Here is a 24,199-nt window from a genome sequence, read left to right as displayed (position 1 = left end):
GCTAAACTTAAGTGTGTGCCCTATTGAAGTTAGGCACACACACTATTTTTTTTTGTTCTAGCTCAATGACATTGCCTAGCGCGCTCCCCTGACCATTCGTAAAGCCTATCTCCTGCAGCGCTTCACATTGTTTACTGTCATTGATCCCAACAGCAAAGACGTCTAACCCAAGGGCTTGCGCCGCATTAAAGTAGGCCTTCACCAACTTTACATGTTGTTTGCTCTCTAGGTGAGCGACATAACTAGGATCGAGTTTTAGGGCCTGAATAGGCAGGAAGATCAAGCTGCTGATGGCGCTATGGGCGCTGCCATAGGCTTCAATTCCCAATTTCGCATCAAGCTTATTGAGGCTATCGAAAGCACTAATATGGTTATCGGTATTTTGTACGAATTCCTTTTCATTAAAAAACAGTGTCAGCTTGCTGATATTGAAACTGCACTGCTTAATTCGGTTTTTAAGGGCTCTTAATGCATGTTTATGATTTAAGTGTTGGCTCGAGATCGATATTTGCAGCTGAAATTGATTGCCGTATTGCTGCAGCATGCTGTGAAAGCTTTGGTTGACCAGCTCTAACAGGTAGTTGTCTAGCTCAATCGCCATATGGCAGTGTTCGGCTATATTATTTAGCTGTGCCTGTTTGAGTTTGCCTAAACTTGGGTGATGCCAGAATAATCTGGGCTCAAAGCCAATGACCTGCTCTGAGTTTAGCGCCATGATCGGCAGGTAACTTAGTTGCAACTCTTTATTGATTAATGCGTTTTTTAGCTCACTTTCAATTTTGAGATCTTTGATTTGCCGTTGATTTACGCCGTGATTAAATATCGTATAGCAGCCTTTCCCCTGTGATTTTGCTTGGTACATGGCGGTATCGGCATCACGCAGTATCGATTCACTGGTGTCAGAACGACTTTGGCCGCTCATAGCAAGGCCGATACTGGCACTGGACTTAAACTGCTGGTTAGCAAGCTGGTAGGGCTTAGACAGCTCGGCAAGCACTCTTTCCGCTACATCTTCGGCGTCCTGCTGGCCACTGATACTATCGAGTAAAATAACGAATTCGTCACCGCCTAAGCGGGCAAGCATATCGTTGTTACGGATGCATTGTTTAAGACGCTTAGCGGTTTCAATTAAAAAGCGATCGCCTTCTAAATGCCCCAAGGTGTCATTCAGTAGCTTAAACCTATCCATATCGATAAACAGTACGGCGAATCTTTCAAGGCTATGGCGACGTACATGTTTTATCGCTTGGGTTAAGCGTTCCATAAACATGGAGCGGTTGGGGAGACCGGTCAGATTGTCATGCTTAGCATCATGGACTAATTGGCGTTCGATACGCTTACGTTGGTTAATCTCTTTCTCAAGATCTTGATTGACACTTGCTAGTGCTTTAGTTCGCTCATCGACTTTCTCTTCTAACAGCTCGTAGCTCTGTTTTAATGACTCTTCAGATTGTTTCTTTTCAATTGCCGTGGCGATGTGTTGAGAGACAAAAGTCAGTAGTTCTAAGTCTTTCTCCTGGTAGTGTTGGTTATAGCTACAACTGTAAATAGTCAGTGCACCACTAACTTTGCCGTGGATAAATAGCGGTACACCAATCCACTGGCTGATCTCCTGAGTATCATTGAGCTCAGGAGCTTTGCAATAGAGGTCACCAGATTCTATAAGCCCTTTTATATCATTATGGTTGAGCAACTTAGGCTTATTATTCAATAGAATATATTCGGTTAAACCATCACTTAACGCCCTAGATTTAGGAGCGGGGAGATCATACTGAGAAACGAAATAAGGAAAGGTCAATGCATTGCGCTGTTCATTCAGCAATGAGATAAAGTAGTTATTGACTGGCAGTAGATGGCTAATGACGCGATGGATTTCGCTGTAGAACTCTTGGCTGTCGATATTTGAGTTTGCTAAGTCTGCAATTTCAAATAGTGACTTCTGTAGACGTTCTGCACGACGTCTCTCGTACACCTCTTGCTTAAGCTTGTTATAAGCAATGCTTAATTCTTTAGTGCGGGTGTTGATCGCTTGCTCTAGCTGCTCTTGATTCTGTAGGCGTTGAATTACACCTGAAATATGGTGGCTAATGAAGTTCATTAGCTCAATTTCTATCTCATCATAAACGGTGTCACAGTTGTAGCTTTGAAAAACTAATACGCCTATGGTGCTATCGACGCTTTGGATCGGGGTGCCTATCCATTGGTGAAAATTGCTGCCGCGAGGCGTGATGAGATTTGATGTCACGAGTTGCTGGTATGTATCGTCGTTGCAGATTAAAGCTTGCCCTGTTTTGAGCACGTAGCCAGTGAGTCCACTGTAAAGGGTATCGGACAGCTCTTCATCGGGGTAGAACTCTCTGGGGTGTGCATCTTTTTCGTCTTGAAAGAAGGGAACTTCAAGTTTACCTGTATCTGCATTGAGTGTAGCGATAAAAAAATTATCGGCAGGAAGCAGTCTGTTGATCGATCTATGCAGCGATGAATAGAACTCTCTTGGTGTCGTCACACTCGATGCTAAGCTAGAGATCGCTAGTAAGGCATTTTGAGTGATCTCGGCGCGCTTGTATTTTAGCGCTAGGGTTTTTAGACGAGTAATCCGTTTATTTAACCTCAATGCCTCTTTTGATTGAGATGTTTCTTCCCTAAACATGTCGTTCCGCCAATCGCAATTTTTAATCTGAACAGAATTTAAGCTAATATGTATTGATAACACGAAAAAGGCCTCTATCCAAGTCATTATTTTGACGCTTTGTAGTGGAAAATTGTACAAATGACTCAAATCTTGAGCGAACAAACATAAAAACCATAAAAAAAGCAAAACAGGTGTAGACGGCAGGGCGTTTTGAACCTACTATATGCCCCGCTAACAAGGCAGGCACCCATAGCTCAGCTGGATAGAGCGCACCCCTCCGGAGGGTGAGGCCGAGGGTTCGAATCCTTCTGGGTGCACCAGAATGGAAACGGCGGTTTTGTTAGTAGGAAATATCAGTGGTGATTGTAGCTCAGTTGGTAGAGTCCCGGATTGTGATTCCGGTTGTCGTGGGTTCGAACCCCATCAGTCACCCCATTTTCCTAACGCTTTAAAAGTTGTAAAAACTCGGTGATTAGCGCAGCCCGGTAGCGCATCTGGTTTGGGACCAGAGGGTCAGAGGTTCGAATCCTCTATCACCGACCATATATATAAATAGCGAGTTTACTCGATATTTAGCAAGTTAAGTTAGATAAAAGATTTTCGGTGATTAGCGCAGCCCGGTAGCGCATCTGGTTTGGGACCAGAGGGTCAGAGGTTCGAATCCTCTATCACCGACCACTTTTACATGAAGCCTCTCGAGAAATCGAGAGGCTTTTTTGTTTTAAAAAAAGGTCCTAGGAATAGCTAAGAAAGGTACTAGGTCCAAGGAAACCTAAAGCTAAGACGAACGCTTCGCTGACGGATAACGCAACGTTCGCAAGCTCACTGACGGAAAGGCAGAACCTAGAGCCTCTCATTCCCGCTGTTGTTTTTCCGGCTTTCTCCGGCTTCTCTCGTCTATGCTTCTAAGTTTTTCCGGCAGTTTCGGCTTTTATCGTCTTAGCCTTTCCTTGAACCTAAAATCAAAAAAGGCCTCCTGAGAGACCTTTATCTATTTGCCACTATTCGACTGTGACGGGGGGCGAGATATAGCCCATGTAGGCGTTAGTCTTTAACGGCATGAAACGTTTAAGTTGCGCCTCTTTCTCTATCCCGGTAGCGATCACTTCGATATCTAACCCTTTCGCTACGTTGATGAGTGCTCGGCATAGCTCACTGCTGTGCTCGCTCTCGTCGTAATAAGCAAAAGACTGATCGAGTTTGACGTAACTTGGGCGTAAGTTTTGTAAGTATGACATTGAGCCAAATTGGCGGCCAAAGTGGTCAATACCAAAGTGAGCACCATTGTCTCTAATTATAGCGCAGAGTGCCTGACAGGCTTCAGAGTCGCTATAAACGGCCGCTTCGGGTATATCGAAACAGATCCGTTCTCGTTGTTTTGACGTGCGTAGGAACTTATTGAGCCATTGATGGAACTCTGGGTCGCCTATGCTCTGGAAGGTTAAGTTAATTGCAATTGGCTCGAAGTTTCTCTCGAGTAACTTCTTGCTATGAACAGTTTCAATTAAACACTTATCCAGCAGGCTACCCAGTGAGAGTAGTTCGACGTAGGGCATAAATTGACCCGCATGCACCATCTTTCCGTGGATCTCTAGCTGGCAGTATAGTTCTCTTTGTAGCGTGGATTCTGTTTGATTGAACAAAATGGGCTGCCACTTCAACTTGAATTTCCCTTCGGTGATGGCGTTACTTAAATGCTCACGCCATTGCTCGCGAGTGAATAATTGTTTTTCATTGGTCTCAAACCAATGAAACACTTTATTTTCCTGTAAGGACTTCTGCTGTGCATTATCAGCTTGAGCTAAGATATCGGTAACCGACATCTGGCCGATTCGCTCGGCAATACCAATAGTAAAGTTTTCGTTTGGCTTACAGCCCGCCTTGGAGATCTCCTGATTAATCGTGCGGATCAGGGTTTGTAGGTATTTGCTGGTTTGCTCATGTTCAGAACTTGTGATTAGAAAGGCAAATTCATAAGCGGCAATTCGTGCGATCACAGAAGGTGTTACACCGTCTAAATGTTGCTTCATTTTGTCTGATAGCAACTTGATGGTTTCGTCACGGACTTGATAACCGTATTTACTATGAACTTCTTCTAACCAGTCAAACTTGGCCATCATCAGCGCGCCACTTTTAGGCTCGCTTAGCCAACTGTTTAAACGCCCCATCATGTATTGGCGATTAGGTAGGCCTGATACTTGATCGACGAGATTTTTCTTTCTCAATTCCCCCACTTCTTCATCGAGTGAGTTAAAGATCTGTTTGAGCTGTTCAGACATGCTATTAAAGGCTTGCACTACTGATTTAAGCTCTACAGTTTTAGGCACTTTCATATCGGGGCCAAATTTGCGATTAGCGATCTCTTTGGCGTGTTCGGCGATGTCATGTAGTGGCTTTAAGATCCAAGTGAGGCCGACGCGGGCAAAGATAATCGCAATCAGAAATAGGATAGAAAAGACGATGATTGCGTTGGTCATGGTGCGCCAAAGCTCGTGATAACCAAAGCCAGGGTGAGCGGTTATCTCAAGACGGGCTAACTGGATCCAGCCTGAGGTGATGGTACTCTCGCGCTTAATTGTCTTAAACAGTTCTAGATCGATAAACCACTGTGGAACCCCCTCAATTGTCATCGGGTTTTCCCATACCTGTTGTTTACCATCGACGAGCCAGGTGAGTTTGACTTGTTGATAGTAACCGCCCTCGAAAATAACATTGATCAGTGTTTCAGCACCGACTATGTCGCCTGCTTCGAGATCGGGGACCAGCATAATACCGAGCGAATGGCTGGTATTATTGAGATCGGATTCCATCTGTTTCGTGAGGAAGCTTTGAGTTTCGCTAAACTGCACATAGCTGAAGCTCGCTACAACCAATAAAAACAGCACAAATAGTAGTGTGTATATCTGTCGAAACAGTGTCATCTTGTTTACTACTCCAGTTTTATCTTGGGTTGGTTAAGTCGCTCTACACCCAAGCGATGTTTTAGGTCGTTCCATTTCGCAAGTTTAGATGAGGAACCTGCTAGAACACCTCGTCCTTTTTCTTTGTTTAGCCATAGCTGCCGACCGTTAAAACTATAGACAGGCAACAGATCTTTTCTTTGAGTCGCGGGTTTAATTTGTTTATCAAGATTGTCTAAAACGAGGGGGATTGAAGAGGGCGTTTCATAATAGGCCAGTACCATATGATACTGATTTACGCTGGTTGCTTTAACCATAGTAATGCGTAACTTATCTTCAGAAACACCGAGCTGAAGCAGGGTAAAATACTTGGCGATTGAGAAATCCTCACAGTCACCACCGCTGACTCCAATAAACTCCATGGGCGTTGCCCAATAATTCTTATTTCCCCAAAGTTTCATATCGTCGACAAAATGAAAGAGGTTGAAAAAGTTATTCACCTTCAATATTTTATCGCTATCTTGCAAATCCTTTGCTTCATCTAAAATCTTAAACCAGGCCCTAATCCTTTTACCCGCACGTTCGCCATATTGCGATTCAATGGTTTGGGTTATATGGACAGCATCTAACTTTTGAACTGGTGCAGCATAAAGGCAAGAGACGGACAGGGCCAATACCGTCAACTTGAATTGGCAGACTTTTCGTATTCTTTTAAATTGATAAAGCCTGCCAACCATGGTGCTCCGTTATTACTGCTAGTTAACTTCTTCGTCTACCGTATAGATGTGCCATTTCATGTCAGCTGTGGTGTCATCACCCGTAAGTTCGGCGATAACTCGACGGTTTACCTTGTGCGCTGCTCTGGTATGAGTCGGATCGACTGGACGATCAAAGCTATAACCTACTGCACTAAGCCTATCAGAATCAATACCAAAGCGTTCGGCAAGTAAAGAACTCACTGCATTAGCACGGTTTTGAGATAACACTTGGTTATGCTCATGGCTACCAGTCTTACTACAATGGCCCTCAATCACGGCTTGGGTGTTTGGGTAATCGCGCATAAAGGTTGCGATAACTTCTACCTGCGGATAATACTGAGGATCGATATAGTAAGAGTCGTTGGCAAATAGGACTTTAAGCTCCTGACGCTCATTGATCGGCTTGATCTTACCGCAACCATAATTATCAATCGTTGCACCTAGTGTCGTTTCTGTGCAGCGCTCTCTGGCAACGATAACACCATCATGATCGATATCACTAAGGTCGTTAACTTGCGTAGTAGGTTGATCCATAGTGGTAATGTCACGCATTGAGCAGCCACCAAGAATAGCGAGACTTAATAGAAATATCATGGTCTTCATTGTGGGACTCCTCCTTCGTAGTCTCTTTCACCTTGCCAGACATCGGGTCTGGTCACGCGCAATGAGTTGAGTAACTGACCGGTGGCATTTAACACGCGGTATTGGGCAATGATTTCATCATACTCAGATGCTAAATAGTCTTTTCTGGCTTCAAAAAGCTCATTCTCTGTATCGAGCAGATCCAATAAGCTACGCTGACCTAAGTTAAATTGCTGGCTATAGGCCACTTGGGTGTCTTTGGCTGCAATAACATGTTCTCGGATATACATCTTTTGTGGAGTGAGTAGCTCGTAGGCATTCCAAGCTAAGTTGACACCTTCAACCACCTGCCTGTGAGCGCGTTGGCGGATCTCTTTAGCTTCACCCACTTTATAGGCAGCTTCTTTTTCGCGCGCGAGATCGCGGCCACCGGCGAATAGGTTGTACTTCAAACGCACCATAGCGACGAGGTCATTGTTATGGCCGCCTACGCTATTGCTGGGCAAGATTGAATAACCGTCTTCACCGTCCATATTGTTATTCCAATTACCCTCTAGATCGAGTGAGAGCTTAGGATAGTAGTTTGATTGGGCAGAGTCTTTTTCATTCTCTGCGGCGTTAATATCGCTAGCGGCAGATTTCAGAATGGGATGGTTATCTTGGGCCATCATAATGCTGGTGCTAAGATCTGCTGGTAGCATATCGGCATCAGGTACTGGCACTATCATGTCTTCAGGTTGCTGCTCAACGATACGAACAAACTGAGATTTAGCATCGTAAAAATTGTTACGTGCAGAGATAACGTTAGCGTTAGCGCGCGCTAAGCGACCAGTAACTTGAGATAGGTCGGCTGTAGAGCCTAAGCCTGAATCGGTACGTTGCTTAATTTGTTCATAGATATCTTTATGGCTTTGCAGATTTTTCTCTGCCAAAGTCAGCACTTGCTCGCTACGAATATAGTTGATATAGACTTTTGCAACATCTAAGGCCATATCTTCGGCGGCGGCGAATAGCGCCCATTGCTCGGCGCTAGCTTCGAAGCTATATCTATCGACTTCACTGCTAGTGTAGAAACCATCGAATAACATCTGCTTGATGCTAAAGCCCGCTTCACCGCGTTCAAGCTCAATAACGCCGTCATTGTTTACATCACCTTGGCCAGCGCGCCGACGAGTCGAGGTGCTGTTGGTTTGTTCCCAACCGTAACCAGCACTAATATCAAGCGTTGGCATGTAACCTGCGACCGCTTGATTGACCTGCTCTTCACGCGCTTTAAAGCGGTTAAATGCAATCTTTATCTCTGGATTTGTGTCCAGTGTATGTGCTACTGCCTGTTCAAGCGTTTGGCTGTAAGCCGATGCTGGTATTATCAGCGCGCTGACAGCAAGTGCGAGTGCACTGCGCTTTAGCTGCCGTACTGTGCTGTTATCCATGTATAACCCCTCCTGGTCGTTTTTATATCGGGCTTAACGCTCCCTGAGCGCCGTGTCTTTAGCCCGTAATATTGGATTAAGTATGTACTCTAAAACGGATCTTTGCCCAGTAATCACATCTACTGATGTAAGCATCCCGGGGATGATGGGCATTTCTGTACCGTCGTCTTTTGTTAAGCTGGAGAACTCGGTTCTAACTTTTACAATGTAGAAGCTGTTCCCTTCTTCATCTTGGGTGGTATCTGCACTGATGTGCTCCACTACGCCATTTAAACCACCATAGCGAGTAAAATCATAGGCGGTGACTTTGACTACCGCAGGTAAACCTGGGTGCAAAAAAGCGATGTCTTTTGGAACAATTTTGGTTTCAATCAATAGTTTGTCTTCAGATGGCACGATTTCGATAATGTCGACACCGGGCTGTACCACGCCTCCAAGAGTATTGATATGGACGGTTTTGACTGTGCCGTTAACCGGAGACACAATTTCAGCCTTGCTGACTTTATCTTGGGCGCCGACTTGCGCCTCATTCATGCGTGAAAGTTTAGTTTGCATCTCGTTAAGCTGGGCACGGGTATCGGCCGCATAAATAAGCACTGACTCGCGCCTTTTAAGGATGGCTTCATCCATGGTGGACTTAACTTTTGGGCGCAATAAGCGCAGCGAAGCTAGCTCGCCTTGAATATCGTTGACCACGCGCTGCAGCTTGAGTAACTCGACCTCGGGGACGATGCCTTTATCTGCTAATGGTCGAGTAAGTTCAAGTTCTCGTGATACCAGTTGGAAGCTGGTTGTGAGTGTTCTGATTTTTGAGGCAAGTTCTTGGATCTCTTGGTTACGTTGTTGAATTTGCCTTGCTTGGATTTCGAGTTGATTGCTCAGGTTGTCGAGACGACCAACATACTCCTCACGCTGACGACTGGTCAGTTCAGGTTCGCTGTCTTCTAAGCTTGATGGAAATATCAATGCCTGAGGAGAGATTTTCACCTGCTCGCGCCAGTCGTTAGTGATGGCAGAGATTGTGATACTGTTGAGCTCTGCATTTAAGCGGATCACATTTGCCGATAGACTATTAACCTCTTGCTCTTGCTGAGCAAAGTCTGATTGGAAGCGGGTTGCATCGATGCGAACCAGAGGCTGCCCCTTAGTGACAATTAATCCTTCTTGGACGTACATCTCTTGTAAGACTCCGCCATCTAAACTCTGGATGACTTGCACTTGAGAGGAGGGGATGACCTTGCCCATGCCTGTGGTAACTTGATCTAACTCTGCGAAATAGGCCCAAAGCAAAAAGGTTATGATGAGTGCCGTTAATGCCCAAATGGTTAATCGATGGCTGGCAGGGGCATCGGTCATCATTGCGCCGTAGACGTCATCGACCATCTCTAATTCATGCGTGGTTAAGTGTTTACTCATTTTTTAGCTGCTCCCGCTAATAAACCATCATTTAGCTTCTTGAGTACTTCAGCTTTCGGGCCATCGGCAACAATATGACCACGATCAAGGACAATGATACGATCGACAAGATTGAGTAGGTGCATCTTATGAGTGATGAGCAGTAGGGTTCTGTCTTTACTGACATTATGCATAGCATGGATAAACTGCTTTTCTGCGCGCGCATCGAGACTTGCAGTAGGCTCGTCCATTAATAATACTGGAGGATCATTTAGTGTCGCACGGGCGAGAGCGATGGTTTGTCGTTGACCGCGGGAAAGCTCGCGTCCGCCTTCACCAACCTGCTGATCTAAGCCTTCGGCTTCTAAATTGGTAAATAAATTCACACCGGAGAGTTGCACCGCACGGATCAGTTGATGCTCGGTAACTTGACGAGTGCCAAACAAAATATTGTCGCGTATCGTACCGTGAAACAGGGTGATATCTTGCGGTAGATAACCGAAGTTTCGCCTTAAATCACTTGGGTGGATCTGAGCCGAATCGATACCATCGTAGGTTAAACTGCCTTTGGTGGGCTGAAATAGGCCAACTAAAAGTTTTGCTAGGGTACTCTTACCTGAGCCATTGCGACCGATAATGGCCACTCGCTCACCGGGAGCGATGTTCAGTGACAGAGGGTGCAGCACGGGACGCTCAGATCCTGGATAGTTAAAGCCAATATGATGGGCGGTGATCTGGCCTAATAAGCGTTGACGGCTAACGAGATGGCCCTTGTTTTCAAACTCATCTTCTTGGGTCATCAGCTCATCGAGTTGACGCAGGGCGCTCGCAGTTTGATTACCACGGGTCATCAAGCCTGCAAGTTGCGCCATAGGAGAAATCGCTCGGCTAGATAAAATCACCGCGGCAATAATGCCACCCATAGAAATTTCATTCTCAGATACGCGGTAAACACCCAAAATAACCACAAAAATGACTGACGTTTGCACTACAAATGTCGCCACATTGGTGACGGATGTGGTGATTTTTTTGCACTTCAGTTGCCAGTTGGCGGTATGGCCAATCATCTGTTGCCAGCTCTTTTGCACTAGACCTTCGGCGCCACTGGACTTGATTGATTCAATAGACGCTAACGATTCGATTAAGTGGCCGTGTTTAAGGCCTGAAAACTTATTACTCTCGTCAATTGCGGCCTTGAGCTTTGGCTGCATGATCAAGGTGTAACCTATAATGATGAAGCTACCGATAAGCGGGATAACCGCGAGGTCGCCAGCGACAATATAGATAATCGTTAGGAAGAAGAGGGCGAAGGGCAGATCAACTAACGTGGTTATGGTTGCAGAGGTGAGAATATCGCGAATGCTATCAAACTCACCAAGTTGCTTAGCCATGCCGCCCACGCTAGGAGAACGTTTTTCTAGTGGAATGCCGATGGCCTTAGCAAATAGCCGAGATGAGACAATGATGTCGACCTTCTTGCCTGCCACATCGATAAGGTAGCTTCGAAGCTGGCGCATTATTAGGTCGAATATGTAGGCGATACCAGCACCTATGGCAAGTACCCATAAAGAATCAAATGCCAGATTGGGTACGACTTTATCGTATACGTTCATGATAAAGAGTGGAGAAACCAAGGCAAATAAGTTTACTAGCACCGAGGCTATAAGGGCGTCTCGGTAGATTGGCGCCGAGTCTTTAATGGTCTGCAGTAGCCAGTGGGACTTATTCTCGTGAAGGTGGATATCTAAGCCCATGTCACCACGATATTCTTGCTTAACTAAGAATAGGTAGCCCACATAGAGTGCTTCGAGCTCTTCAATCGAAAGGGTTTCTTCGCCGCCAGTTTCAGGTAGTTGAATAACGGCTTTATCTTGCTCAATATCAAGTTCACGCAGCAGGCAGGCTTTTTTATCTTTTAAAAGCAGAATACAGGGGAGCAGAATTGGAGATATTTCGTTTAATCCCTTGCGTGACAACTTAGCCGCAAGTCCGGCGCGACTAGCAGCTTGAGGCAATAATTCTGGTGTTAATACGTGCCCTTGCATAGGCAAGCCTGCCGCTAGCGAGTCGCTGGAGCATGGGCTACCGAAGTGCTCGGTGAGTAACACTAAACTGTCTAGCAGAGGATCGACCATCACCCGTTGAGAGGCTGAAATCGTCCACTGCTCAGCATTCCTAGAATCTGAAGCAGACACCTTTTCGACTTATCCTTAAGATTTAATTATTTTAATTATTATTTATATTTATTATTAGAAGTATCGAACATAGTGACCTGTTTTGCCACAGGTCACTATGGTGCTTCTCTTGCTATAGCATCACAAACCCATTTGGACTTAATTGTTCCTCCAACGGATCAGGGCCATTAACCGCCTGAGTTACAGGATCTCCTGTTGAGGTACTGACGATGAGTGGTCCCTCTCCGTTACTACCTAATAGACCTGATATAATATCGGCCTCATCACTACCGAATTGACCGATTAGATCGACACCATCGAGTACAATATGTTGGTCAAAACTGCCATTGCCGTCTGTATCAATATTGATGCTGGTTGAACCATTTTCATCAGTAAAGCTTAGATGTTGAGCGAGTTCAGATACTGTATCGCCTTGCAAGATATCGCTTAAATCTAGCTTATCTTCTGCCATGTTAAAGTCGGTAATATGGTCTGTATTGCGGTCAGTGGGATCTGAATTATCGATAGAGTTTCTGTCCCATACGAATGTATCTGCTCCCTCATTACCTGTAAGTTTATCGTCACCTAGGCCACCAATTAAAGTATCGGCGCCCAGACCACCGATTAACTCATCGTTACCACCTTGGCCAAATAGGATGTCGTTACCTTCACCGCCCTCTAAGGTATCGGCTCCATCATCAGTATTACTCTCGCCAAATAGGTGAGTGTTACTGGAGATGAACTCATGTATATCTTGCACAGTGACATTTGTCGGCTGTTGATTTGTCTCTTGTGCTACAAAGGCTTGTAGCGCGCTAAAGCCTTGGCCATCAATACCATCAAATGAAACTAGGTCGCCAAAGATAATATCGTTACCTTCTCCAGCATTGACCTTGTCATCACCTTGAATAAGTTGTTGCTCGGAGCCGAGGATGACGCTGGCTAAATTGCCTACGCTGACTTTTGCCTTAACGACACCATCAGTGTCATAAGGGATTATGTCATCAACATCGATGCTGGTTTTAATACCCACTGCTTCGACGTCAGACAAACCAGCCAACACATCAAATGCTGCATTGGTATCGCCACCTTCGTTGTGTTTACCATCGGTGATGAAGTAGGTGAGGTTATTACCAGCATTGTTTGTCACTAAACTACTATTAAACCAGTCTGCTGCGGCATCAAATGCGTCAATATAATCGGTACGGCCACCACTAGTTATTGCTTTCCAAGCATCATTGCTGTTGTTAATTAGTGCATCAATATCTAGGTCTTGAATATTGACAGAGATACTCGTAATCGCTGATGTGCTAAAGTCAATGACAGCAATATTCACGGTTCCAGAGTGCATGCCAGAGGTGGCAGCTTGTAGAGATTTAAAGACTTCTATCAATTGACTCTTTGCTGTATTAACCGCGCCATTACCCATACTGCCTGAAGAGTCGAGAATAAAGGCGAAATTGTAGTTTTCACCTTGAACGATCTGAATGCCTGTGGTGTCACTGACAATGACATCATGATCTTCAGTGCCTTGTAGAGTGTTATCACCGTCGGTGCCACCCACAAAACCATAGTCTCGAGTTGGCGTGACATCGAAGTAAACTGTAGCTGTGTCGGTTAACCCATCCTCATCTTGTACCGTGTAGTCATAGCTCGCGGAGCCGCTGTAGCCAGTATCAGGGGTGAATACCACATTACCGTCTACATCTAGCTCTACGGTACCATTCTCAGCATTGCCAACGCTGATGATTGACAGTATGTCACCATCTGGGTCGGTATCATTGGCAAGAATTGAATCAGCCGTGAAGGTGAACGGGGTATCTTCAAGAACAACAACACCGTTAGCAATGATCTGATCGCCTAGTGGTGTGTAATCACCAATTTGTTGATTGTTTTGATCGAACACCCCTAGTTCAATATTAAGCTGATATGCCCCGCCTTGATCCCAATAGATAACTTCAATTGAGTGAGCGCCGGGGTCGGTAATATCAAAATAGATGTGTCCGTCATCACCGGGAACGCGGGTGCTTGAAGATTGGTTTCGAGATACTTCAGCCACAACGACACCATCAATAAGCACTGAATATCCATCATCGGCGGTGACTTTTAAGCCATAGGTTCCAGCATCCAATTGTACTGAGCCTTGCATATGCAAAATGGCGTCAGAGCTGTTTCCTGGATCATTACTTAAGCTTGCAGCGTCATCCCCTAGGAAGCTTTGTAGGCTTGTGCCTGTTCCTAAGTTGCCACCACCTTTGGCGTAGTTCAGTGTGGTTGCAGTGAATGTGGCGTCAGCTTCATTGCTATTAATGAAGTCTCTCACTTGTGAAACTGATGATAGGTTTCCGCCATCAGTACTATCATTGTAGCTGTAGTAATGGCTGTTTAATCCAACACCAAAGTAATCGTCGGTCGCTAATGGAGGTTCATTTACGTTAGTGAGATCTATAGCCACAGTTGCAGTATCGGTTAATCCCGTAGAGTCAGTCACTACCACATCTAGAGAGAATGAACCTAAATCGGCATCGTCGATGTCTTGATTTAGGGTTATTTCACCAGAATTGGCATCGATAGTGAATACACCATTGGTAAGCGACCCACCCTCAAAGCTATAGGTTAGGTTATCGTTTTTATCAGGATCGTCCGCAATGACAGTGCCAACAAGCGTGCCATTATTTGAGTCTTCAGGTTTAAAACCAAAGTCATAGGCATCTATATTAGCGGCATCGCCCTCAACATCTGTTCCAGATCTAAACTCTGGCGCTGAATCAACGGGGGTGACATTAATAGTCAGTGTTGCTTCAGCTCCTGTATTAGTGGTGTAAGTGATAACAGGGACTTCACCGTTCCAGTGCTTATTAGGTGTGAAAGTGTACTCACCGTCACTATCTAGGGTCAGCTTACCACCTTTGATATTTATAACGTTTTTACCTGCACTATGCTGTCCAGATTGGCCTGCAACTTTAAAGCTAGTTACAGCTAGAGAAGAGTCAATGTAAGAATCATTGCTGAGAACGTTGCCAAACGTAGTTATACCTTCTTCAGTTACTTTAAAGTCATTAATTGCAGTGGTTGTTGTATCGGGAGTGCCATTAAGATCGAGTGTTGCGGAGTCAGATACACTGCCGTCATTATCGATAACCGTATAATTAAAGCTTTCATCGACAGCACCTATTGCCGGGGTATAACTAATAGAGTCAACGACGAAACCATTATTACTATCGGTATAACTAAGTACTACATATTGGAATGCTGTGTCTGTAGAAATGTTTAGTGTTTGTAGGGCGCCACTATTTGAGTCAGAGGAGAAGACCCCGCTAGCAACAAGGTTTCCGTTTTCATCATATACAGACCATGCTAAATCGCCTTGATTTGCATTTAATTCGTTGACCCCAAACTGCATAGAGGTTGAGCTTGTTTCTAACGATACAAGTAAAGACTCACTACCACTAATATCGTCCTTGCCATTTCCTGAGACGCCAATTCCAGGCTTTGCTTGTCCGCCACTGGCGCGAATGTTAATAAGGGCTTGAGCAGTAGAATCGAGTGCACCTAGATCTAAATTATCACCATTAAATAATCGGTTATCGGTAAAGCCATAAAGATCAAAGACCTCTAAGATTGCATCGGCACCTTCAGAGGCTTGGGCCGATGTATCTAAGGTTGATTCATAGCTATAACTACCATCGGAATTTACGGTTAACTTGCCATATAAACCGTCAACAGTGGCACTGCCATTAACTAAGTTAACCCAAGATCCGTCAGCTCCTTGTATTTGATAAACGGTAGCAGGATCTTCGGATGAGTGATCGACAATGGTGTCATTATCAAGTAGGCCTACAGTTCCTTGAGTCACGACATTAAGGCCTATTTCAAAGGTACCTGTATCATTAATCGCTACGGGACTTGTATCGGTAATATCTATCGTGAATGTTGAAAGAGTACCGTCAGCATTAATGATGCTAAAGCTATCTTGGTCCGATTCATTGTCACCATGGTCTCTAACTGGAGCGGTATAAACATAGTTACCATTAACGATAGAAATTGAACCACCGAGGGCAGTTGTTCCCTCAAAAGTAATTCCGTCAGGTAAGGTTAACAAGTTACTAACTGTACCTTCAGTTACTTGCCCTAAAGCTGTTTCGGTATCATATCGAACAGTCGCAAGATCTTGACTAGAGCCGGACTCATTTCCTGCTTCATCTGTTTGACTGGCTGTTACTTTAATCATTTTTCCATCAGCAGGTGTCGTTTCTGTCCAGCTGATGATGCCGTTAATCGCGTCGTAGCTAAAACCATTAACGGCTAGTCCATCACCGTCTAGGGCTATAATATCAATTCCATTTAGCGCCAAACTTAAGGTTAGCGTAGTAACTGACATCCCATTATTGATGGTTAGCTGTACCGTTCCATTAGATGTGAAGTCTGTTTTATCTATCTGTACTTGAACCTGCACATCGTTATCACCAATCTCTGACTCCGATAACACTTCATTGTCAGGATTGTTATCGTCGATAATTTTAACGACTGGGGCGTTAGCTACAGATATATCAACAGTATGTGTTGATTCGGTGCTAGCACTAAATGGATTGTTGGCGTCATCACTACCCGTGACAGTGGCGGTAAAGCTGGTGTCTAGTGCTAAGTCGCTACCAGCAACCTCGAGACTAAAACCGAGTACGCCATTGCCTAAGTCGATCACCTTGGTGCTGTAGTCAGTACCGTTAATCGTCATCGTGACGCTGTCACCGATGGCAGCATCGCCACCGACAGTCCCCGTTACCGTTACGTCACCTGCAGCTTCTGCAGCATTTAAGATGTCATCGGCAGTGATATTGTCTACCGAAATGGTGGCACTCGCACCGCTATCAACAGTATGTGTTGATTCGGTGGTGGCACTAAATGGATTGTTGGCGTCATCACTACCCGTGACAGTGGCGGTAAAGCTGGTGTCTATTGCTAAGTCGCTACCAGCAACCTCGAGACTAAAACCGAGTACGCCATTGCCTAAGTCGATCACCTTGGTGCTGTAGTCAGTACCGTTAATCGTCATCGTGACGCTGTCACCGATGGCGGCATCGCCACCGACAGTCCCCGTTACCGTTACGTCACCTGCAGCTTCTGCGGCATTTAAGATGTCATCGGCAGTGATATTGTCTACCGAAATGGTGGCACTCGCACCGCTATCAACAGTATGTGTTGATTCGGTGGTGGCACTAAATGGATTGTTGGCGTCATCACTACCCGTGACAGTGGCGGTAAAGCTGGTGTCTATTGCTAAGTCGCTACCAGCAACCTCGAGACTAAAACCGAGTACGCCATTGCCTAAGTCGATCACCTTGGTGCTGTAGTCAGTACCGTTAATCGTCATCGTGACGCTGTCACCGATGGCGGCATCGCCACCGACAGTCCCCGTTACCGTTACGTCACCTGCAGCTTCTGCGGCATTTAAGATGTCATCGGCAGTGATATTGTCTACCGAAATGGTGGCACTCGCACCGCTATCAACAGTATGTGTTGATTCGGTGGTGGCACTAAATGGATTGTTGGCGTCATCACTACCCGTGACAGTGGCGGTAAAGCTGGTGTCTAGTGCTAAGTCGCTACCAGCAACCTCGAGACTAAAACCGAGTACGCCATTGCCTAAGTCGATCACCTTGGTGCTGTAGTCAGTACCGTTAATCGTCATCGTGACGCTGTCACCGATGGCGGCATCGCCACCGACAGTCCCCGTTACCGTTACGTCACCTGCAGCTTCTGCGGCATTTAAGATGTCATCGGCAGTGATATTGTCTACCGAAATGGTGGCACTCGCACCGCTATCAACAGTATGTGTTGATTCGGTGGTGGCACTAAATGGATTGTTGGCGTCATCACTACCCGTGACAGTGGCGGTAAAGCTGGTGTCTAGTGCTAAGTCGCTACCAGCAACCTCGAGACTAAAACCGAGTACGCCATTGCCTAAGTCGATCACCTTGGTGCTGTAGTCAGTACCGTTAATCGTCATCGTGACGCTGTCACCGATGGCGGCATCGCCACCGACAGTCCCCGTTACCGTTACGTCACCTGCAGCTTCTGCGGCATTTAAGATGTCATCGGCAGTGATATTGTCTACCGAAATGGTGGCACTCGCACCGCTATCAACAGTATGTGTTGATTCGGTGGTGGCACTAAATGGATTGTTGGCGTCATCACTACCCGTGACAGTGGCGGTAAAGCTGGTGTCTAGTGCTAAGTCGCTACCAGCAACCTCGAGACTAAAACCGAGTACGCCATTGCCTAAGTCGATCACCTTGGTGCTGTAGTCAGTACCGTTAATCGTCATCGTGACGCTGTCACCGATGGCGGCATCGCCACCGACAGTCCCCGTTACCGTTACGTCACCTGCAGCTTCTGCAGCATTTAAGATGTCATCGGCAGTGATATTGTCTACCGAAATGGTGGCACTCGCACCGCTATCAACAGTATGTGTTGATTCGGTGGTGGCACTAAATGGATTGTTGGCGTCATCACTACCCGTGACAGTGGCGGTAAAGCTGGTGTCTAGTGCTAAGTCGCTACCAGCAACCTCGAGACTAAAACCGAGTACGCCATTGCCTAAGTCGATCACCTTGGTGCTGTAGTCAGTACCGTTAATCGTCATCGTGACGCTGTCACCGATGGCGGCATCGCCACCGACAGTCCCCGTTACCGTTACGTCACCTGCAGCTTCTGCGGCATTTAAGATGTCATCGGCAGTGATATTGTCTACCGAAATGGTGGCACTAGCACCACTATCAACAGTATGTGTTGATTCGGTGGTGGCACTAAATGGATTGTTGGCGTCATCACTACCCGTGACAGTGGCGGTAAAGCTGGTGTCTAGTGCTAAGTCGCTACCAGCAACCTCGAGACTAAAACCGAGTACGCCATTGCCTAAGTCGATCACCTTGGTGCTGTAGTCAGTACCGTTAATCGTCATCGTGACGCTGTCACCGATGGCGGCATCGCCACCGACAGTCCCCGTTACCGTTACGTCACCTGCAGCTTCTGCGGCATTTAAGATGTCATCGGCAGTGATATTGTCTACCGAAATGGTGGCACTCGCACCGCTATCAACAGTATGTGTTGATTCGGTGGTGGCACTAAATGGATTGTTGGCGTCATCACTACCCGTGACAGTGGCGGTAAAGCTGGTGTCTAGTGCTAAGTCGCTACCAGCAACCTCGAGACTAAAACCGAGTACGCCATTGCCTAAGTCGATCACCTTGGTGCTGTAGTCAGTACCGTTAATCGTCATCGTGACGCTGTCACCGATGGCGGCATCGCCACCGACAGTCCCCGTTACCGTTACGTCACCTGCAGCTTCTGCAGCATTTAAGATGTCATCGGCAGTGATATTGTCTACCGAAATGGTGGCACTCGCACCGCTATCAACAGTATGTGTTGATTCGGTGGTGGCACTAAATGGATTGTTGGCGTCATCACTACCCGTGACAGTGGCGGTAAAGCTGGTGTCTAGTGCTAAGTCGCTACCAGCAACCTCGAGACTAAAACCGAGTACGCCATTGCCTAAGTCGATCACCTTGGTGCTGTAGTCAGTACCGTTAATCGTCATCGTGACGCTGTCACCGATGGCGGCATCGCCACCGACAGTCCCCGTTACCGTTACGTCACCTGCAGCTTCTGCGGCATTTAATATGTCATCGGCAGTGATATTGTCTACCGAAATGGTGGCACTCGCACCGCTATCAACAGTATGTGTTGATTCGGTGGTGGCACTAAATGGATTGTTGGCGTCATCACTACCCGTGACAGTGGCGGTAAAGCTGGTGTCTAGTGCTAAGTCGCTACCAGCAACCTCGAGACTAAAACCGAGTACGCCATTGCCTAAGTCGATCACCTTGGTGCTGTAGTCAGTACCGTTAATCGTCATCGTGACGCTGTCACCGATGGCGGCATCGCCACCGACAGTCCCCGTTACCGTTACGTCACCTGCAGCTTCTGCGGCATTTAAGATGTCATCGGCAGTGATATTGTCTACCGAAATGGTGGCACTCGCACCGCTATCAACAGTATGTGTTGATTCGGTGGTGGCACTAAATGGATTGTTGGCGTCATCACTACCCGTGACAGTGGCGGTAAAGCTGGTGTCTAGTGCTAAGTCGCTACCAGCAACCTCGAGACTAAAACCGAGTACGCCATTGCCTAAGTCGATCACCTTGGTGCTGTAGTCAGTACCGTTAATCGTCATCGTGACGCTGTCACCGATGGCGGCATCGCCACCGACAGTCCCCGTTACCGTTACGTCACCTGCAGCTTCTGCGGCATTTAATATGTCATCGGCAGTGATATTGTCTACCGAAATGGTGGCACTCGCACCGCTATCAACAGTATGTGTTGATTCGGTGGTGGCACTAAATGGATTGTTGGCGTCATCACTACCCGTGACAGTGGCGGTAAAGCTGGTGTCTATTGCTAAGTCGCTACCAGCAACCTCGAGACTAAAACCGAGTACGCCATTGCCTAAGTCGATCACCTTGGTGCTGTAGTCAGTACCGTTAATCGTCATCGTGACGCTGTCACCGATGGCGGCATCGCCACCGACAGTCCCCGTTACCGTTACGTCACCTGCAGCTTCTGCGGCATTTAAGATGTCATCGGCAGTGATATTGTCTACCGAAATGGTGGCACTCGCACCGCTATCAACAGTATGTGTTGATTCGGTGGTGGCACTAAATGGATTGTTGGCGTCATCACTACCCGTGACAGTGGCGGTAAAGCTGGTGTCTATTGCTAAGTCGCTACCAGCAACCTCGAGACTAAAACCGAGTACGCCATTGCCTAAGTCGATCACCTTGGTGCTGTAGTCAGTACCGTTAATCGTCATCGTGACGCTGTCACCGATGGCGGCATCGCCACCGACAGTCCCCGTTACCGTTACGTCACCTGCAGCTTCTGCGGCATTTAAGATGTCATCGGCAGTGATATTGTCTACCGAAATGGTGGCACTCGCACCGCTATCAACAGTATGTGTTGATTCGGTGGTGGCACTAAATGGATTGTTGGCGTCATCACTACCCGTGACAGTGGCGGTAAAGCTGGTGTCTAGTGCTAAGTCGCTACCAGCAACCTCGAGACTAAAACCGAGTACGCCATTGCCTAAGTCGATCACCTTGGTGCTGTAGTCAGTACCGTTAATCGTCATCGTGACGCTGTCACCGATGGCAGCATCGCCACCGACAGTCCCCGTTACCGTTACGTCACCTGCAGCTTCTGCAGCATTTAAGATGTCATCGGCAGTGATATTGTCTACCGAAATGGTGGCACTCGCACCGCTATCAACAGTATGTGTTGATTCGGTGGTGGCACTAAATGGATTGTTGGCGTCATCACTACCCGTGACAGTGGCGGTAAAGCTGGTGTCTATTGCTAAGTCGCTACCAGCAACCTCGAGACTAAAACCGAGTACGCCATTGCCTAAGTCGATCACCTTGGTGCTGTAGTCAGTACCGTTAATCGTCATCGTGACGCTGTCACCGATGGCGGCATCGCCACCGACAGTCCCCGTTACCGTTACGTCACCTGCAGCTTCTGCGGCATTTAAGATGTCATCGGCAGTGATATTGTCTACCGAAATGGTGGCACTCGCACCGCTATCAACAGTATGTGTTGATTCGGTGGTGGCACTAAATGGATTGTTGGCGTCATCACTACCCGTGACAGTGGCGGTAAAGCTGGTGTCTATTGCTAAGTCGCTACCAGCAACCTCGAGACTAAAACCGAGTACGCCATTGCCTAAGTCGATCACCTTGGTGCTGTAGTCAGTACCGTTAATCGTCATCGTGACGCTGTCACCGATGGCGGCATCGCCACCGACAGTCCCCGTTACCGTTACGTCACCTGCAGCTTCTGCGGCATTTAAGATGTCATCGGCAGTGATATTGTCTACCGAAATGGTGGCACTCGCACCGCTATCAACAGTATGTGTTGATTCGGTGGTGGCACTAAATGGATTGTTGGCGTCATCACTACCCGTGACAGTGGCGGTAAAGCTGGTGTCTATTGCTAAGTCGCTACCAGCAACCTCGAGACTAAAACCGAGTACGCCATTGCCTAAGTCGATCACCTTGGTGCTGTAGTCAGTACCGTTAATCGTCATCGTGACGCTGTCACCGATGGCGGCATCGCCACCGACAGTCCCCGTTACCGTTACGTCACCTGCAGCTTCTGCGGCATTTAAGATGTCATCGGCAGTGATATTGTCTACCGAAATGCTGGCTTCAGTTTGTGTATCTAGAATCGCAGAATCACTACCTTCTGGTGAAGTGTTCCCGGCTTGATCTGTAACTGTAGCTGTGACAATTATTTCATTCCCTTCCCCAGGGGAAGGTAGAGTCAGATCTACCAAATTTGCATCAATATGATCTTGGCTAAGAATAATATCGACACCATTAACAGTGAGTGTGTCTCCGGCAATAGCGCCTGTGGTGGTTAAGTCGATAGTGATATCTATAGTTGATGTTTCACCAAGTTCATCAAAACTGATTAACGCATCGTTATTCTCATCTGTAGTGATCGTTACTTGCGGTGCTCCATCAATGGCAGGCGTGACTTCAAGTGTTAGTGTGGCACTTTCACCCGTATTAGTGGTGTAGGTGATCACTGGTACCGAGCCGTTCCAGTTGTCATTTGGCGTGAAGGTGTATGAGCCATCTTCATTGATGACTAGGGAGCCGCCCTCTAGCTCGACAGTGGTGCCCGCAGTATAAGTCTCACCATTCACTTCAAAGTTTGCAACGGTAAGGTGGCTGTCGATATCTGAGTCGTTATCAAGCACATTACCAGTTGCTACAGTGTCTTCATCAATAGTGTTGCTGTCGTTAGTTAAGATGCTTGGGTCATCAACCGGGGTGACTTCCAGTGTGAGTGTCGCACTGGAGCCAGTGTCGGTGATGTAGGTGATCACCGGTACGGTGCCATTCCAGTTTTCATTTGGAGTGAAGGTGTATGAGCCATCATCATTGATGCCTAGTGAACCACCCTCTAGCTCGACAGTGGTGCCCGCAGTATAAGTCTCACCATTCACTTCAAAGTTTGCAACGGTAAGGTCGCTGTCGATATCTGAATCATTATCAAGCACATTACCAGTTGCAACAGTGTCTTCATCAACGGTATTGCTGTCATTAGCCAAGATGCTTGGATCATCAACAGGCGTGACTTCAAGTGTTAGTGTGGCACTTTCACCCGTATTAGTGGTGTAGGTGATCACTGGTACCGAGCCGTTCCAGTTGTCATTTGGAGTGAAGGTGTATGAGCCATCTTCATTGATGACTAGGGAGCCGCCCTCTAGCTCGACAGTGCTGCCCGCAGTATAAGTCTCACCATTGACTTCAAAGCTTACAACGCTAAGTGCGTCATCAGCATCCATATCGTTATCAAGCACATTACCAGTTGCTACAGTGTCTTCATCAATAGTGTTGCTGTCGTTAGCTAAGATGCTTGGATCATCAACAGGCGTGACTTCAAGTGTTAGTGTGGCACTTTCACCAGTATTGGTGGTGTAGGTGATCACCGGTACGGTGCCGTTCCAGTTGTCATTTGGCGTGAAGGTGTATGAGCCATCTTCAGTGATGACTAGGGAGCCGCCCTCTAGCTCGACAGTGGTGCCAGCAGTATAAGTCTCACCATTCACTTCAAAGTTTGCAACGGTAAGGTCGCTGTCGATATCTGAATCGTTATCTAAAACATTACCAGTAGCGGTACCATCTTCATCAATCGTGTTGGTGTCATTGATGGTATTCGTTGGGCTATCAAGAGTATTAGTTTCTTCAGTGTCACTAGAGCCTGCTGCTTGGGTGAGTGTTTGTCCTGAAGTGTTAAAACCTGCATCCGCAATGGTTTCAGAACCACTGCGAGCAATTGAAACGTGACTTGAGCCCCCCTGATTACCTGCTTGCTCGCCAGCAGCAGTATCCGGACCTTGAGTTGGGTCTTCACCTGAGGCGATTAATGCTTGGATCTCTTCGATTTCAGTTAGGGTTTCGTCTTCATTAGGGAGAGAGTCTGAAGTCGAGTTTAATGAGGTATTTGAAATTTGATCTGATGTAATTGCACTGCCATCATCCATCATAATTTCGACAAAACTATCCTCTGCTATCGATATGTTAGTTCCTGCAGGAACTAACTCACCTTCACTAAGCTGCTGAACACTACCGTTAATTGTTGCGGTAACAATGCCATTGAGGTTTTGGATATGTCCAGCTTGTGTTGTGATTATCGATTTCATTGTCCTGCTCCCTGCAAAAACAAGTTTGTTAAAACTCAGTCTTAAAAAGTAACCCTT

General features: G+C 46.7%; 8 protein-coding genes and 4 tRNA genes. 4 read left to right on the top strand and 8 right to left on the bottom strand.

The window, feature by feature from the left end:
- Positions 1-7: 7 nt before the first annotated feature.
- On the bottom strand, positions 8-2,650 hold the full coding sequence (locus SHAL_RS20310) for a sensor domain-containing phosphodiesterase (RefSeq protein ID WP_041416144.1): 2,643 nt from the start codon (positions 2,648-2,650) through the stop codon (positions 8-10).
- 225 nt (positions 2,651-2,875) lie between these two features.
- On the opposite strand from SHAL_RS20310, the gene SHAL_RS20305 reads away from it, so the two are divergent.
- The 4 genes from SHAL_RS20305 to SHAL_RS20290 all read left to right on the top strand — a co-directional run bounded on the left by SHAL_RS20305 (position 2,876) and on the right by SHAL_RS20290 (position 3,310).
- Positions 2,876-2,952, top strand: a tRNA-Arg gene (locus SHAL_RS20305).
- Between the two features lie 39 nt (positions 2,953-2,991).
- Positions 2,992-3,067, top strand: a tRNA-His gene (locus tag SHAL_RS20300).
- A gap of 31 nt (positions 3,068-3,098) precedes the next feature.
- Positions 3,099-3,175: transfer RNA gene (locus SHAL_RS20295), tRNA-Pro, on the top strand.
- A gap of 58 nt (positions 3,176-3,233) precedes the next feature.
- Positions 3,234-3,310 (top strand) — tRNA-Pro (locus SHAL_RS20290).
- 323 nt (positions 3,311-3,633) lie between these two features.
- Here SHAL_RS20290 and SHAL_RS20285 read toward each other — a convergent pair.
- The 7 genes from SHAL_RS20285 to SHAL_RS23155 all read right to left on the bottom strand — a co-directional run bounded on the left by SHAL_RS20285 (position 3,634) and on the right by SHAL_RS23155 (position 24,142).
- On the bottom strand, positions 3,634-5,553 hold the full coding sequence (locus tag SHAL_RS20285) for a bifunctional diguanylate cyclase/phosphodiesterase (RefSeq protein WP_012278985.1): 1,920 nt from the start codon (positions 5,551-5,553) through the stop codon (positions 3,634-3,636).
- An 8-nt stretch (positions 5,554-5,561) separates the two neighbouring features.
- The gene (locus tag SHAL_RS20280) at positions 5,562-6,269 is read right to left on the bottom strand and encodes a transglutaminase-like cysteine peptidase (RefSeq protein ID WP_012278984.1); all 708 of its coding nucleotides are present in this window, start codon (positions 6,267-6,269) and stop codon (positions 5,562-5,564) included.
- Between the two features lie 18 nt (positions 6,270-6,287).
- On the bottom strand, positions 6,288-6,893 hold the full coding sequence (locus tag SHAL_RS20275) for an OmpA family protein (RefSeq protein ID WP_012278983.1): 606 nt from the start codon (positions 6,891-6,893) through the stop codon (positions 6,288-6,290).
- A complete protein-coding gene (locus tag SHAL_RS20270; protein WP_012278982.1) occupies positions 6,890-8,305 on the bottom strand; it encodes a TolC family outer membrane protein in 1,416 nt (471 codons plus the stop codon). The genes SHAL_RS20275 and SHAL_RS20270 overlap by 4 nt, the downstream gene beginning before the upstream one ends.
- Before the next feature lie 33 nt (positions 8,306-8,338).
- Complete coding sequence (locus tag SHAL_RS20265; protein ID WP_012278981.1) at positions 8,339-9,721, bottom strand: HlyD family type I secretion periplasmic adaptor subunit; 1,383 nt, start codon at positions 9,719-9,721, stop codon at positions 8,339-8,341.
- A complete protein-coding gene (locus SHAL_RS20260) occupies positions 9,718-11,835 on the bottom strand; it encodes a type I secretion system permease/ATPase (protein WP_086020062.1) in 2,118 nt (705 codons plus the stop codon). The genes SHAL_RS20265 and SHAL_RS20260 overlap by 4 nt, the downstream gene beginning before the upstream one ends.
- Positions 11,836-12,007: 172 nt before the next feature.
- Positions 12,008-24,142, bottom strand: a complete 12,135-nt coding sequence (locus tag SHAL_RS23155; RefSeq protein WP_012278979.1) for an Ig-like domain-containing protein — start codon at positions 24,140-24,142, stop codon at positions 12,008-12,010.
- Between the last annotated feature and the right edge of the window lie 57 nt (positions 24,143-24,199).

It is taken from the genome of Shewanella halifaxensis HAW-EB4 (genome assembly GCF_000019185.1).
Classification (GTDB): Bacteria; Pseudomonadota; Gammaproteobacteria; order Enterobacterales; family Shewanellaceae; genus Shewanella; species Shewanella halifaxensis.
This window is presented reverse-complemented; position numbering and strand designations above follow the sequence as displayed.